General features: G+C 69.3%; 12 protein-coding genes. 1 reads left to right on the top strand and 11 read right to left on the bottom strand.

Features of this window, described 5'->3' with window-relative positions:
• Positions 1–307 precede the first annotated feature (307 nt).
• The gene (locus RMO85_RS10650) at positions 308–1,669 is read left to right on the top strand and encodes an HNH endonuclease (RefSeq protein ID WP_310528704.1); all 1,362 of its coding nucleotides are present in this window, start codon (positions 308–310) and stop codon (positions 1,667–1,669) included.
• Positions 1,670–2,103: 434 nt separating this feature from the next.
• Here the strand turns inward: RMO85_RS10650 and RMO85_RS10645 are convergent, their stop codons facing one another.
• The 11 genes from RMO85_RS10645 to RMO85_RS10595 all read right to left on the bottom strand — a co-directional run.
• A complete protein-coding gene (locus tag RMO85_RS10645) occupies positions 2,104–2,655 on the bottom strand; it encodes an AAA family ATPase (protein WP_310528703.1) in 552 nt (183 codons plus the stop codon).
• Positions 2,652–3,428 (bottom strand): class I SAM-dependent methyltransferase, encoded by a 777-nt coding sequence (locus RMO85_RS10640; RefSeq protein WP_310528702.1) that lies wholly within the window; start codon positions 3,426–3,428, stop codon positions 2,652–2,654. The genes RMO85_RS10645 and RMO85_RS10640 overlap by 4 nt, the downstream gene beginning before the upstream one ends.
• Positions 3,425–4,438 (bottom strand): hypothetical protein, encoded by a 1,014-nt coding sequence (locus tag RMO85_RS10635; protein ID WP_310528701.1) that lies wholly within the window; start codon positions 4,436–4,438, stop codon positions 3,425–3,427. The genes RMO85_RS10640 and RMO85_RS10635 overlap by 4 nt, the downstream gene beginning before the upstream one ends.
• A 23-nt stretch (positions 4,439–4,461) precedes the next feature.
• On the bottom strand, positions 4,462–5,658 hold the full coding sequence (locus RMO85_RS10630; RefSeq protein WP_310528700.1) for an acyl-CoA dehydrogenase family protein: 1,197 nt from the start codon (positions 5,656–5,658) through the stop codon (positions 4,462–4,464).
• A gap of 106 nt (positions 5,659–5,764) precedes the next feature.
• The gene (locus RMO85_RS10625) at positions 5,765–6,847 is read right to left on the bottom strand and encodes a hypothetical protein (RefSeq protein ID WP_310528699.1); all 1,083 of its coding nucleotides are present in this window, start codon (positions 6,845–6,847) and stop codon (positions 5,765–5,767) included.
• Between the two features lie 3 nt (positions 6,848–6,850).
• A complete protein-coding gene (locus RMO85_RS10620; protein WP_310528698.1) occupies positions 6,851–7,045 on the bottom strand; it encodes a DUF6752 domain-containing protein in 195 nt (64 codons plus the stop codon).
• On the bottom strand, positions 7,042–8,607 hold the full coding sequence (locus tag RMO85_RS10615) for a class I SAM-dependent methyltransferase (RefSeq protein WP_310528697.1): 1,566 nt from the start codon (positions 8,605–8,607) through the stop codon (positions 7,042–7,044). Before RMO85_RS10615 ends, RMO85_RS10620 begins: the two co-directional genes overlap by 4 nt.
• Positions 8,608–8,610: 3 nt before the next feature.
• A complete protein-coding gene (locus RMO85_RS10610) occupies positions 8,611–9,486 on the bottom strand; it encodes a glycosyltransferase family 2 protein (protein ID WP_310528696.1) in 876 nt (291 codons plus the stop codon).
• Positions 9,483–10,550 (bottom strand): hypothetical protein, encoded by a 1,068-nt coding sequence (locus tag RMO85_RS10605; RefSeq protein WP_310528695.1) that lies wholly within the window; start codon positions 10,548–10,550, stop codon positions 9,483–9,485. Before RMO85_RS10605 ends, RMO85_RS10610 begins: the two co-directional genes overlap by 4 nt.
• Positions 10,551–10,675: 125 nt before the next feature.
• On the bottom strand, positions 10,676–12,580 hold the full coding sequence (locus RMO85_RS10600) for an endonuclease/exonuclease/phosphatase family protein (protein WP_310528694.1): 1,905 nt from the start codon (positions 12,578–12,580) through the stop codon (positions 10,676–10,678).
• A gap of 160 nt (positions 12,581–12,740) precedes the next feature.
• On the bottom strand, positions 12,741–14,083 hold a 1,343-nt coding region (locus RMO85_RS10595; RefSeq protein WP_310528693.1), incomplete at its 5' end, for a phospholipase D-like domain-containing protein.

Below are 14,083 nucleotides of genomic sequence, written 5' to 3'. Positions count from 1 at the left end.
CTTCGACGCGAGCACCGCGACGGGCATCGAAGCGGACCGTGCCGAGGTGGAAGCCCTCATCGCCGAGTGGGACCCGCCCTTCGGTAACGGCTGGGAACGGTTCCGCCCCGGCCTCGGCTGGCCGATCACTTTCGCTCGAGGGTTGAGAGACCTGGAACTGCCGCTTTAGCAGCGAGCTCGTCGAAATCAAGGGCCCGCACCATGCCTTCGACGAGCTCCGAAGAAGTTTCTGAACTTCTTTCCCCAGACCCCCGAGAACGACCGAATCCGGGGCCTGAATGTCGGTGGTCCCTGCTTGGCTTGACTCATGGAATCGACCATCCGCAGCAGCATCGACACCCTGCCGGACACCCCGGCCGGAGTGCTGGCTGCGCTGCGGGCCGAGCAGGACGAGCGTCGCGATTCCGAGATCCGGTCTATAAGGTTGGCCGCCCACTGGGTCGCCCTGCACCCCGTCCTCGACCCGCACTGCCCCGACGCGTGCTTCCAATCCCCGAAGACCCTCGCCGGGGAAGGGTCACCGGTCATTGACGAGTTCTGCATCCCCGATGCTGCGACCATGCTCGGCCTGACCTGCGATGCCGTCGGGTCCTACCTCACCGATGTGATCGAGCTCCGCTACCGCCTCCGCCACCTGTGGGCCGGGATCCTGGCCGGCGAGGTCACCCCCTGGCGGGCCCGCGCCATCGCGCAGACCACCGTCGCCCTCACCCCCCAGGCAGCCGCGTTCGTGGACGAACAGGCCGCGTGGTGCGCCAACCGCCTCACCCCCTCCCAGCTGATCCGGCTCGTCGACCACGCCCGCGCCCGGCACATGCCCGACGACTTGGCCAAGGAAGTCGAAGACGCGCAGGACCGACGCCACGTCACCTTCGGCACCGACCAGGTCTCCTTCGACGGCACCATGCACCTCGAGGCCGACCTCGAGATCCCCGACGCCCTGGGCCTGGCCGAAGCCGTGTCGGCCGGCGCCGCGCGGTTGGCTGCCCTCGGCTCCGACGACACCCTCGACGGCCGACGGGCCACCGCCCTCGGCGACCTCGCCCGCCACCAGCTCGCCTTCGGCTTCGAGGACGACGAGTCAGCCTCCTCGAAACCCACACCGGCGACCACCCAGATCGTGCTCCACGCCCACCTCTCCGCGGATGCCATCGCACACCACGACCCGGCGGACAGTGATGAGTGCCTGACCGGGTACCTCGAACAAGCCGGCACCCGCGTCCTGACCGCCGAGCAGATCCGCGCCTGGTGCGGCCGCGACGACGTGAGCGTGGTCGTGAAGCCGGTCATCGACCTGAGGCAGCGCCTGGAGACCGCCGGCTACACACCCACCGACCGGATCCGCGACCACGTCACCGCCCGCGACCGCACCTGTGTCTTCCCCTGGTGTGGTCGCAACGCCAGACGCGGCGACCTCGACCACGTCATCGCCTACGACCACCAGCACCCCGACCGCGGTGGAACCACTGCGACCGACAACCTCGCACCCCTCTGCCGACGACATCACCGCCTCAAGACCAAGGGCCGATGGCGATACCGCATGACTCAGCCAGGTGCCTTCGTCTGGACCAGCCCCCACGGACACCAGTACCTCCGCGACCACACCGGATCACAACCACTCGGCCCCGCGGCGCCAGCTGATCCCACCGGTCACCCACCAGACCAGTAGCCACACCGCCCCACACCCCGCAGACCGAGGCGCTGCGGGGTCACAGGCACGTCTACAGGCGACCTCCGGGACACAATGCGCCTGTGTGGACTCAACGAGCCGCCCGGCTACGACTGCTCGTTCTGCCGTCTCCAACAGGGCGTGGACGACGAGCGGAGTCAGTCGACCGACGCAGTCGCAGTCACGGACGTACATGAAGAGCCAGGTCGAGCTCGACGCGCAGACCGTCACGATCGCGACGACGTTGGCGCTGCTCGTCGTCGTGATGCTGGTCGGAGTCGGGGTGCTGTGACTTCTCGACCTGATGGCAGACCCCTCCAGCCAAGCTCAGGGGACGATCTCCCTGGCGGCCCTGTTGGCGGCGGTCGTTGTCAGCGGCAGGTATCTGCTCCGACACCGGCGGCCCTGACGTCTGGGCAGCGCCGCCGCCTCGGTCAGTTCAGCGACGCCAGCAAGCTCTCGTAGGCCCGGTCGACCTGGCCTTCCACGCTCACGATCGCCACCGCACCCGGGCGCTCCAGGAGCAGACGCTCGAGCCCGGCGTGGCATCGGCGCAGCTCCGCCTCGCCTCCATCGGCTTCGACGATCGCCCGCACCCGGTCATGCCACGGGTCAGCTGCCTGACCAGCACCGCGGCGCGCGAACCGGGCGACCGACGAGGCAGGCGAATCCATCAAGAAGCGCTCCACGAACTCCGCCCCGACGTCGGTCGCGCAGCCCGCGAACAGGGCCACTTGACGCGGGTCGACGAGCATCTGCGGCAGCACGACGTCATGGCCCTCGGCGAGGTAGGCGCCGATCATCGCCAGCGCTGCCGGGCGGATGAGCGAACCTGCGCCCGGAAAGTCCGTCTCCCAGCCGCCGATCAACGTCCGGAGCACGTCGATGTCGCAGTTGAGGACACCGACGTGATCCTCCACGTAGCGCCGGGCCAGGGTGGACTTGCCGATGCCGGGCGGCCCGTTGAGATGGATCAGTCGAGTCACGGGCGCGTCAGCACCAGGATCCGACCGGACAACTTCCCGAGCATCCGGTAGACCTGCCAGAGCGAGTCCGCCAGCGTCACGTCGTACGCCGCAGCGCCCATCGCCGCCCGATAGTGGTCCGGCTCCCGCTGGAGCCGAGCGGCGCGGAGCAGCGCCCGGCCGGCGCGGCCGGACTCCTCCTCGTCGTGCTCGCCCCACTCGGACCCGAGGTCCAGCGAGGCGTCGACGCGCAGGCCCGCTCGCAGGACGGCGGCGTCGGTCGCGGCCGGATCCATGGAGGAGGCGACCAGTCCCAGCGCCCGGAACAGCCACGCCGCCTCAGCGGCTGCCAGCAGCGGAGTCGCGACGAGCTGGTGGATCACGGCCCGACCGCCGGGTCGCAGGACGCGCGCGAACTCGGCGTACGCATCGTCCAGCGAGGAGACGTGGACGAGCACGTCGCGGCACCACACCAGGTCGGCCGAGGAGTCCGCGGCCGGCAGGTCGCACGCACTCCCCCGGCCGAACGTGACCCGGGACGCGATCTCCTCCGGCTCGTCGCGACGGGCCTCGCGAGCGAGGTCGAGGTTGCGCTGCACCGGGTCGATGCCGAGCACCTGGAGACCGAAGTGAGTCGCCAGCCGGAACGCGTGCGTCCCCGATCCGCAGCCGACGTCGAGTGCCACCGAGTCGGGCGGCAGGTCCAGCTCACGCACGACCTGGAGCAGCATCGAGGGACCGCGCGGGGCGAGCGATCGATCGACGATCGGGACAAGATCCGGATCGATGCTCACGATGACGGTCGGATCTGCTCGGCCAGCACCCCGGCGAGGCCGGCCATGGCGGCATCAAGGAGCTGTGCGGAGTCGATGGTCGCCGGATCGACTCCCGGCACGTCGACCGGCGTCAGGTCGTCCCACGACCCCACCAGCGAGACGTCCAGCTCGGTCAGAGCAGAGACCATGTGGGCAGCGTGGGCACGGACCCACGGCGCCACGGGCAGCCCGATCGCGGGCTCGGAGGACTTGCGGGCGGCGAGGACCTGCTTGGCCAGCACGCCCTTGCGGAGGTCCGTCCCCGCGGGAAACACGAGGCCCTCCGAATTGAGCAGCTCGTTCAGCCGACGGATCACCAGGGTCGACGCCGCGCCGACCGACTCGTTGTCCATGCGTGCCGGAGCGAAGCCAGCGGGCGGCGTAGCGAGAACCTGGCAGAAGCGTTCCCACAACAGCTCACGAGGAGCCCCCGGCGGAGGAACGGTCACGACCGAGACGGGCGCACCCAGCTCGCCCCACGTCCGCGCGATCCGCACGAGGTTCTGCTGCCGCCAGAAAGTGCGCCCGGCCTCGGGCGGATCGATGGAGTCGCGGTGCCCGGGCCGCCAGGCCTCGATCCCGGCGAGGTAGTCGGCGAAGGTCCAGGTGCGGCCGTTCTGCACCGTCTCCTGCCACATCGCGGCGATCGACCGGTTCAGGTCGCGGGCGGTGATCACGACCTCGACGGAGTGTGAGGGGAACGTGTCGAGCACGCGCTGTGCCACGAGCGCGCGCACCGGGCCGAGGTACTCCATCGAGATCACCGACGTGCCCTCGTGCGCCTGCACCTTGCCGGCCATCTTGGCCCACTGCGCCTCGCCCGAGCCGAGGACGTCGCTGGCCGCCATCACCTGCGAGAGCCAGTTCAGCCCGGGCACCAGGATGCCTCGTTCGTCGAGCAGCATCCGCTTGTTGGCGAACAGCCGCGACTGGATGAACGAGGTGCCCGACTTCATGGCTCCGACGTGGAGCACGAGGCGGCGCGACATGCGCGCCACCCTATCGAGACGCGTCAGCCCTTGAGCTTGTAGTCCTTGAGGACGCTGCGGCCGATGATCATCTTCTGGATGTCGGAGGTGCCCTCGCCGATCAGCATGAACGCAGACTCGCGGTAGAGCCGCTCGATCTCGTACTCCTTGGAGTAGCCGTAGCCGCCGTGGATGCGGAACGACGCCTCGACGACCTCGTTGCAGTATTCGGAGGCGAGCATCTTGGCCATGCCGGCCTCGACGTCGTTGCGCTCGCCCTGGTCCTTGGTCCGTGCGGCCCGGACCATCATCGTGTGCGCGGTCTCAACCTTGGTCGCCATCTCGGCGAGGCGGAACAGCACGGCCTGGTGCTCGGCGATCGGCTTGCCGAAGGTCTCGCGCTGCTGGGAGTAGGCGATGCCGAGCTCGAAGGCGCGGTTGGCGATGCCACACGCGCGGGCGGCGACGTTGACGCGGCCGACCTCGACGCCGTCCATCATCTGGTAGAAGCCCTTGCCGGGCTCGCCGCCGAGGATCTGGTCGGCGCCGATGCGGTGGTTCTCGAAGATGGCCTCGGTGGTCTCGACTCCCTTGTAGCCCATCTTGTCGATCTTGCCGGGGATGGTCAGGCCGGGCGCGGTCTCGCCGAAGCCTGGCTCCTTCTCCACCAGGAAGGTCGTCATGTTCTTGTAGACCGAGTCGGCACCCTCGTCGGTCTTGACCAGCACCGCGATCAACGTGGACGTGGCACCGTTGGTCAGCCACATCTTCTGGCCGTTGATGACGTAGTCGTCACCGTCCTTGACCGCCTTGGTCGAGATGGCCGACACGTCGGAGCCGAGCGACGGCTCGGACATCGAGAACGCGCCGCGGACCTCGCCGGTCGCCATCCTCGGCAGGTACTTCTGCTTCTGCTCCTCGGTGCCGTGCTGCATCAGCAGGTAGGCCACGATGAAGTGCGTGTTGATGACGCCCGAGACGCTCATCCAGCCGCGCGCGATCTCCTCGACGCACAGCGCGTAGGTGAGCAGCGACTCGCCGAGACCGTCGTACTCCTCGGGGATCATCAGGCCGAAGATGCCGAGCTCCTTGAGCCCGTCCACGATCTCCTGCGGATATTCATCGGCGTGCTCGAGCTCGGTGGCGACGGGAATGATCTTCTCGTCGACGAACTGGCGGACCGCCTTGAGGATCTCGGTCTGGTCCTCGGAGAGTCCGTCGGTCTGGCACAGGCGACCCATGGGGCGTCCCTTCACTCGATGCTCGCTACGAAAAGCTCTGGCTGCTACGCGCGGTGAGTTTATGCGGCTCCACCACGCAGGAACCCGGCGATCCGCATGAGAGTTGTCACACGCCCTTGATGGCCTGGCGCAACCGGGCGAGCCGAGTCGGTGGGTCCGCGGGCGCGCTCGTGCGCTCACTGCGGCGCTGCAGGTCGCCGAGCAGCGTGGCGACGAGATCAAGCGCCACGTCGGCCACCTCGGTGTCGGTGACCGACTCCGGATGCCTCCGCTGGGGCAGGTCGTCCGGCACGAGCAGCAGGTCCACGTCACCGATCACGTCGTACGCCGCAGCGCGGATCTTCGCCACCGCGCGCGCTCCGCGGAGGCGGGCGTCCTCGACCTGGTCGGACGCCGGCAGGAACCGCTCGCCCCGCCGCGGCACGAGGCGCTCGTCGGCCAGGAACGACCGGAGCCACACTCCACGCGCCCGGGCGGTGTTGAAGCCCTTGAGCCGCTCGTTGATCCGGCGCAACGTCTCGGCCTCCGCCACGCCCATCGAGGCGTTGGCGAAGCCGCGGGTCGTGTCACAGGTGTCGGACGCGATCCCCAGCACGGTGCAGAACCGCTCCCACAGCTCATCGCGCGGTGCGCCGGTCGCAGGCGGGGCGATCAGGTGCAGCCGCTCGGGCGGCACCGCTGGCGACCAGCGGTCGAGGACCAGCCCGAGGTCCAGGGACCGCCAGTCCCACACATCGCGGGGGTCGTCGCTCTCGGTCCGCCCGTAGTCGGACAGCGGCGTGGTCGCCTTGTTCTTCAATGACTCCTGCCAGCTGCTGGTCAGCAGCCCCAGCGGGTCGCGGCTGGTGAGAATCACGTGCACCTCGGCCGGCACGAGCTGCGCGACCATGCGCTGCGCCTGATCGGCCGACGCCGCGCAGAAGAACTCGTGGCTGATCAGCGCGTCGCCCTCGAAGGCCGCGACATCCGCTCTGATTCGGCTCCAGGCCTCGGAGGCGCCGGCGCCGCGGCGGGTGACGCCCGGGTCGTCGCGCACGATCATGGATGCGAAGAGGTGGTCGCTCTTGCGCGCACCGGGCAGCAACAGGCCGGAGTCGCGCAGCTGCGCCCGGCCGGGCCACGCGATGGCCTGGAGATAGGACGTCCCGGTCTTCGGGAGCCCGATGTGGACGAACACGCGACCGGCCACGGCCTAGGAGCCCAGCTCGTCAACGTACTGCTGGAGCTTCGCGGCGTCGGCCCCCGGCAACAGCTCGGTGACGATGTCGAGGAGCTCGGCGAACCTCTGGTGCAGCACCGCCCCCTCCTGGACCCGCGCCGTCAGCGCGGCGACCTGTGCCTCCAGGTCGTCGACGCGAGCCTCGAGATCGTTGCTGGAAAACCTCATCGCCATTCCACCTCCAGGCGGCAGGACCGCCAGTGCTCTCCCTGGGACAACTCTTCGCCGTAGCCGTAGTCGATCGGCTGGCCGACCAGGTCGACCCGCTCGGTGACCACTCCACCACGCCGCTCGACGTCCGCCATCACCTCGGTCGGTGACAGCGCGCGCACGAGCGACGCCCGCCGCTGCGGATCGCGGATCTCCGCGGTCAGGAACTCCAGGTGCAGACGCTCACCGGAGCGCAGCACCATCGAGACGAGCCGCCAGAAGTTGTCCACGCCGTACGGCGACGTGGAGTCGATGAGGTGCCGCGCGAGCACGGTCCGCGGGCCTGGCCGCGACGACAGCAGCGCTCCCCACGACAGCACGTGCCGCAGCTCGAGCAGGTTCATGGTGCGCAGCTGGGCCGGCCAGCCCTGCTCGGCGGCCCTCGCGGCAACGAACTGCATCGCCACACCGGAGTAGTCGAGCCCGACAGCCGTCCGACCCTGCTTCGCCAGCCAGCGCACGTCCCGGCCCCGGCCGCAGCCGACGTCGAGCACCCACGCGCCGGCATGCTCGCGCTCGTGCAGGTGGCGGGAGGTGTCGTGCGGCGGCTGGTAGGGCGGCAGCAGTCGCGCCAGGCCGTAGCGGTGGTCCCAGGCGGCGCGATGCAGACGGGTGCCGCGGAACCACTCGTCGAAGCGGCGCTGGACGTCCGGGTCCTTCTCGTAGCGGAACGCAGGATCGGGGACGCGCCAGCCCGGCCCGTAGGTCTCGGTGAGCAGACGCTCCGGGTCCGCCGGCGCCGGGAGCGACCGGCCGTCGAGCGTGACGGTGCCGAGCGGGAAGATCCATTCGGGCTCGTACGGCGCCCAGATCTCGCCGAGCAGGGCGAGGTGCCCCTCGGCGAAGAACCCACCGAACACGTCGAGCCCGCGCACCGAGCCGTCGGCGTCGGGCACGTCGATCTTGAACGCTCCCCCGCTGTGCCGGCTGGTGGCGTAGCCCTGGCGCTCCAGCGCGCGCTGCACCTGGTGCGACTCGCGGATCACGTCGATCGGATGCGTGTGCTTGCTGACGTAGCCGACGTCGGCGTCGTTGTCGTGGCCGAGGAACGTGCCCTCGCGCACGGCGCCGAGGAGCGTGCCGTAGGCGGGGAACGCCTCCAGGCCCTGTTCGTGGAGCAGCCCCAGCACCGTCTCGAGCGCGTCCAGCAGCGGCGCGAGCTCGCCCTCGTCCTTGGTCTCGAACGTCTTGACGAGCTTGCCGTACATGTCGATGCCGAGCGGGGCGCCGTCGCGGCCTACCACGGTCAGCCGGCGGTCCTCCTCGCCGAAGCGGACCTCCTCGTCGTACACCGCAGTGCCGTCGCCGAGGGTGATGGCGAGCCGGGTCACCCCGACGAGGTGCAGGGTGAGCCGCTCCGGCCAGGCGACTGACCGGGTGGAAGCCGAGTCGACGGCACTGCTGTCGCGCACCGACCAGAAGGACCAGATCCGGCGCCCGTCGAAGGACAGGTTGCACAGCACGTCCTCGGCGGCGCTGAACCGCAGGCCGTCGCCGTCGACGCGGATGTCACGGAGCACGAGTCACACCCGGCCGAGGAACCGGTCCGGGATGCGCACCAACGGGCGGTTGCGCATGGCCTGGACCTGGCCGCCGCCGACCGCGCGCCACACGTCGGGCCCGCTCTGCTCGACGATGCCCGGCAGCTTCTTCAGCGGCGGACCGAAGGGCTTGATGCTGTCGTGGTCGATGTCGGCGGTGATCTCGTCGAGCAGGGTGACCATGTCGCCGCCGCTGCGCTCCCAGCTGGTGCGGGCGGCACGGCCGTCGGTGCGGAACATCTCGTGGCGGTGGTCGGCGACCGCCTTGAGGTGGTCGCGGTCGGCGAACTTCATGTGGAACATGAACAGCTCGGGGTCGACCTCGAAGGGGCACCTGATGCCGTGCGAGGCCAGCGCCCAGTTGGCCGGCTCCCACTTCAGCGACGGCTTGCACATCAGCGGCAGGAACTTCGCCAGCCGGCGCTGTCCGAGGATCGGCTCGCCCTCGATCAGCGGCGGCTCCTGGGCGACGTCGTGGACCAGGTTGAGCCCCATCACCCCGACCGCCTGCCGACCCGGCCGGGCGGCGACGAAGTGCCGCAACGACTCGTGGACGTCGGGATCGGCGACGATGAATTCGTCGACGTCACAGAAGATCGCTGCGTCGTAGGCCTCGAGCAGCCCGGCCGAGAGGCCGCCGAGCAGTCCCATGCGGGCCGGCTCGAAGGACTTCTTGGTCAGCGGCGGGATCCGCAGGACCGGGCAGGGCAGGTCGTCGGTCGAGCCGTCGGAGCTGTTGTCGTCGACCACGACGAGGTTGTCGGCGCCGACCTCGCGGGAGTAGTGCTCGACCCAGCGACGCAGCATCGTGCCCTCGTCGCGGGCCATGGTGATCACGGCGACGTTGGGGAGACTCATGGGTTCCTCCGAACCTTGCGCCGGCGCAGGCGCTGGCGGTGCTTGGCCTCGCGTTCCATCGCGATCTGGGTCATCCGGGCCAGGCCCTCCATGGCCGCGTCGAGCTGTTGCTGCACCGACACCTGGCTGGGGTGCACGCCGCGCACGGGCTGCGGCAGGAGCTCGTCGAGGTCACCGATGACCCGGTGTCCCTGCGTGCGGAGCGCGGCGACCTCGGCGGCACCACGCTTGATCACCCAGCGCTCGTCGACGCCCAGCGTCGGCTCGCCCTCGCGGGACACCAGGCCGCGTTTGGTCAGGAGGTGCTTGACGAGCAGGTCGTAGAACCTGTGGTCGGCGGCGGGGGTGCCGTCGCGGCCGAGGATCTCGTTGAGGTGGCGCAGCGTCATCGCGGTCGCCAGGCCGATGGACCGGTTGGCGCGGACGTTGAGCTCGAAGGCCGCCGGGTCGAGGTGAAGGACCTGGGCGAACCGCTCCCACAGCAGGTTGCTCGGTGCGCCCTTGGGCGGCACGGTCATCAGCGTGAAGTGATCGGGGCCGACGGCGTCGCTCCAGCGGCGCGCGATCGTCGCCAGTCCCTGGTGGTTCCAGAAGTTGCGCGCGACCGGTGCCTGGTTGTCCTCGGAGCGTACGGCGTCGAGGTAGTCCTCCCAGGTCACCGCGGACCCGTTCTGCACCGACTCCAGCCACATGGCGGCGATGTTGCGGGCCAGGTCGCGCCCGGTCAGGACCACCTCCAGTCGGCCCTCGAGGGCGCCCGAGATGATCTCGATCTTGCGGGTGACCCGGGGCGCGAGGAACTCCATCGACACCACGACCGTGCCGGGCGTGGCGTTGATGCTCCGCACCAGCGTCTGCCACGGGCCGGCCGGATCGAGTGGCGGCTGCTGGGGGCCGCCGTGCGCGATCAGGTCCTGCACGGCCGCGACCTGGTCGCGCCACTTCTCGCCGGCGAAGCAGATCCCGTGCCCGGCCAGCGCGTCACGGTTGTTGCCCAGGACGTTCTGGATGAAGCTCGTGCCCGACTTCATCGAGCCGATGTGGAGGACGACGCGTTCAGCCACGCCTGACCCCTTCCCTGATGCCTGTCGGCATCGTGCGATCGACACCGTCGCAGCCGGCCCCGGTTGGCCGGTAGTGCGGTGCTGCCGGGGCCGACCCTATCGAGTCGGCTCCGTTCGACGCAGGATCAGGGCAGGTGCACGTCGACCAGCGCCATGTTGTGGTCGGTGACGATGCTCAGGAGCGGCGGCCGGGTGTACTCGAAGTTGCTGTACGTCGCCTCCGGCGAGCCGAAGATCCAGTCGACCCGCATCCGGCTGGGCGGGTTGGTGCACCGTCTGGTGGCCGGGTCGTAGGAGCCACCGAACGGGCTGACGAGGTCCGTCTTCGAGAGCACCTTGCAGAGCACCGTGCGCTTCTCGTTCATGTCCCCGACGAAGAAGACGGGGGTCCCGGTGGCGCGCAGCTGGTTGATCATGTCGATCTGCACGTTGGTGGCCTTGTCGCGCTTGTACTGGTACTCCCAGGGCGCGTTGTGGACGTTCAGCACGTAGATCTCCTTGCCGGTCACCCGGTGCCGGAGCTTCACGACCGGGCGCGGCAGCTCCTTGCTGATGAACTGGGTGGTCAGCGTGGTCTTCTCGACGGCCTCCCACACACTCGTGCGCCACGCGAGGCTGGCCTCGACGGCGTCGTCGCCCGACTCGGGCCGGGGCCACACGTCCCAGGTGCCGCGGGCAGCCTTGAGGAAGTGGAACATCTGGTCGGAGTTGGGCTCCTGGAGCCCCATGATGTCGATGGCGCTGTTGTCGAGCTGGTCGGCCATCCAGCCCATCCGGGTGGTGGCGGGCCCGTAGGAGTCGTCACCGGCATAGGGGCGGGTGTGCCCGTTGCCCAGGGCGTTGACGGTGGCGATCCGGAAGTTGGTCGCGCCCGTCGGGTCCGCGGCCGGCAGCGGCTCGACCTCGGTCGGCGACGGACTGCTGGTCAACGAGCCGTTGCCGAGCTGGCCGCGGTCGTTGGCGCCCCAGCACGCGACACCGCTGGCCGTGAGGCCGCACACGTGGCGCCAGCCGCCCTCGATCTGGGACATGCCGCTCGGGCCGGCCGCGGGCTGCACGGTGAACGGCGCACTGCCGTCGCCGATGAGGCCGTAGGCGTTGTTGCCCCAGCACCAGACCTGGCCCTTGTCGTCCAGCAGGCAGGAGCCGCCCTCGTAGGTGGTGACGTCGACGGCCTTGCGGCCACCGAGGACGAGCTGCGGGGTGCCGGTGGTGGTGACGTTGCCGTTGCCCAGGGCGCCGTAGGTGTTGCGACCCCAGCAGTAGACCGCGCCGGCCGTGGTGAGGGCACAGGTGTGGGACCAGGAGGTCGAGACCTCGGCCCAGGTGGTCGATGTCCCGATGCGGGACGGCTTGTTCTTGCCTGCGAAGGAGCCGTTGCCGAGCTGGCCGAAGAGGTTGCCGCCCCAGCACCACAGGGAGCCGTCGGTCTTGGTGCCGCAGACGAAGCGGCTGCCGACCGAGACCGTGGCCCACTTGCCGCCGGGCAGCTTGACGGGCTTGGCGGACTGCTTGGCCTTGACCGGTCCGAGCTGGCCGCCCGCGTTGTCACCCCAGCAGTAGAGCTTGGCCTGGCTGGTGATGCCGCACGTGTTGAACCAGCTGGCGTTGACGCTCTTCCACTTGGTGCCCTTGGCCACCACGACGGGCTTGGCGCGCACCTTGGTGCTCCCGTCGCCGACCTGGCCGCGGTGGTTGACGCCCCAGCAGAAGAGCTTGCCGCTGTTCTTGATACCGCAGGTCGAGGCCCCGCCGGCGGAGACGGCGCGCCACTTGTTGCCACCCTTCACGGGCGCAGACACCGTCACGTCCGGGCCGACCTTGCCGTCGCCGAGCTGGCCGTACTGGTCACGCCCCCAGCAGACGAGCGAGCCGTTGCCGGGCAGGCGACAGCCGTGCTCGCCGCCGCTCGACAGGGTCTCGACGGTGGCCCGCGTGGCCCTCGACGCTCCGGCGCCCGCGGGGGCGGCCAGGGCGAGCGGGGTGAGCAGGCTCGCGAACAGGGCGATGAGGGCGATGTACGCCTTCATGGCAACCTCCGGGATAGACAACGCAGAACGACTGGCAACTTCAGCAACACCTGTCACGGTAGTTCACAATTGTCACAGGGGCCAGACCGTGACCGGTCCGGCCCCTGCAGTGAGTGACGCACTCGGACGTCCTCAAGTTGTCGCTGTCGCGAGATTCCGCTCAGAGCACCGGCTTCATCTTGCCGAGGCCCATCTCCTGGCGGACCTGCGCGAAGGGGTCGAACCCGGCCTGGCGCCGCAGCACGATCTCCTTGATCAGGTCCTGCCCCTGCGGCGGCGGGTTCTTGAAGAGGTAGTTGATGAAGCCGGAGTAGTCCTCCTCCAGCGACTGGCTGCGGACGATGAAGCCCTGCTCGTCGGAGAGCGTGCTCATGCCCGACCAGTTGGCGCTGCCCTGGTAGACGATGTGCGAGGAGCGCTTGCCGTCGAAGTTGCCGGAGATCGTCAGCGCCTTCATGTGGATGTAGCGGTCGACGTACCCGTCGCCGTTGGTGTCCTCGAGGATCGTCTTGCGCGGGATGTCCTGGAGGTTCCTGCGGGCGTTGTTGTTGAGCACGCCGTAGACCAGCTTGATGTTGCAGCCCCGCTGCTGGAGGCCCTTGAGCTTCGCCGACACGGCCGTGCCGATCTTGCCGTTGAAGACCGCCTGGGAGACCCGGATGACGGTGGTGCCCTTCTTTCCTGCGTCACCGACCGCGCCCTTGCACTTCACCTTGTCGAGCAGGCGCATCACGTTGTAGTTGCGCAGCTTGCCCATGTTGGGGAAGAACCAGCCCTCGTAGGGGCCGTCCTCGAAGGTGTAGAACGCCTTCTTGAGCGGCTTGTCCCGCGACATCTGCTTGAAGATGTGGGTGTAGTTGTCCCACGTCACCGGGCGGTCGACGATCGTGAGCAGGTCGTTCCACTGGACGTACGCCGCAGCGTCGGTGAGGTTGGCCGACGTGGACATGACCACGTTGTTGCGCCCACCGGTCTGGGAGAACATGAAGAACTTGCCGTGCTGGATGCCCTCCTTGCCACGGCAGGAGTTCTTGCAGGTGCGGAACCAGCTGACCATGTCGGGGGAACGCTTCTTGTTGCCCTTGGCCAGCGCGTCGCGGGTGCGCGGGTAGTAGCTGCCGGCTCCCTGGGACTGCGCCAGGCCGTTGGCCATGATGATCTGCACGCTGACGCCGCGCTTGTGGGCGGCGATGATGTCGTTGACGTAGAGCGCGTTGCTGTAGTTCCACGTCACCAACCGGATCTGCGAACCCTTGGGACTGTTGGCGATGGCGTGGCGGATGTAGCGGTTGATCTTGTGGGACTGCTTGGGATCACGCGGTTCGTTGAACCGGACGCCGGCCCTGGGCGACCACTTGCTCGTCGACTGCGTGGGCTCCTCGGTCGGGGTCGGCGCCGGCGTGGTGGGCGCCGGAGCGGGGGTCGCCGTGGTGGTCGGCACCGGAACGGTCGGCGTGGGAGTGGGCGTGGGAGTGGGCGTGGGCGTCGGCGTGGTCTTCGGCG

The sequence above is a fragment of the Nocardioides sp. genome, assembly GCF_031422975.1.
In the GTDB taxonomy this organism is placed as follows: Bacteria; Actinomycetota; Actinomycetes; order Propionibacteriales; family Nocardioidaceae; genus Nocardioides.
This window is presented reverse-complemented; position numbering and strand designations above follow the sequence as displayed.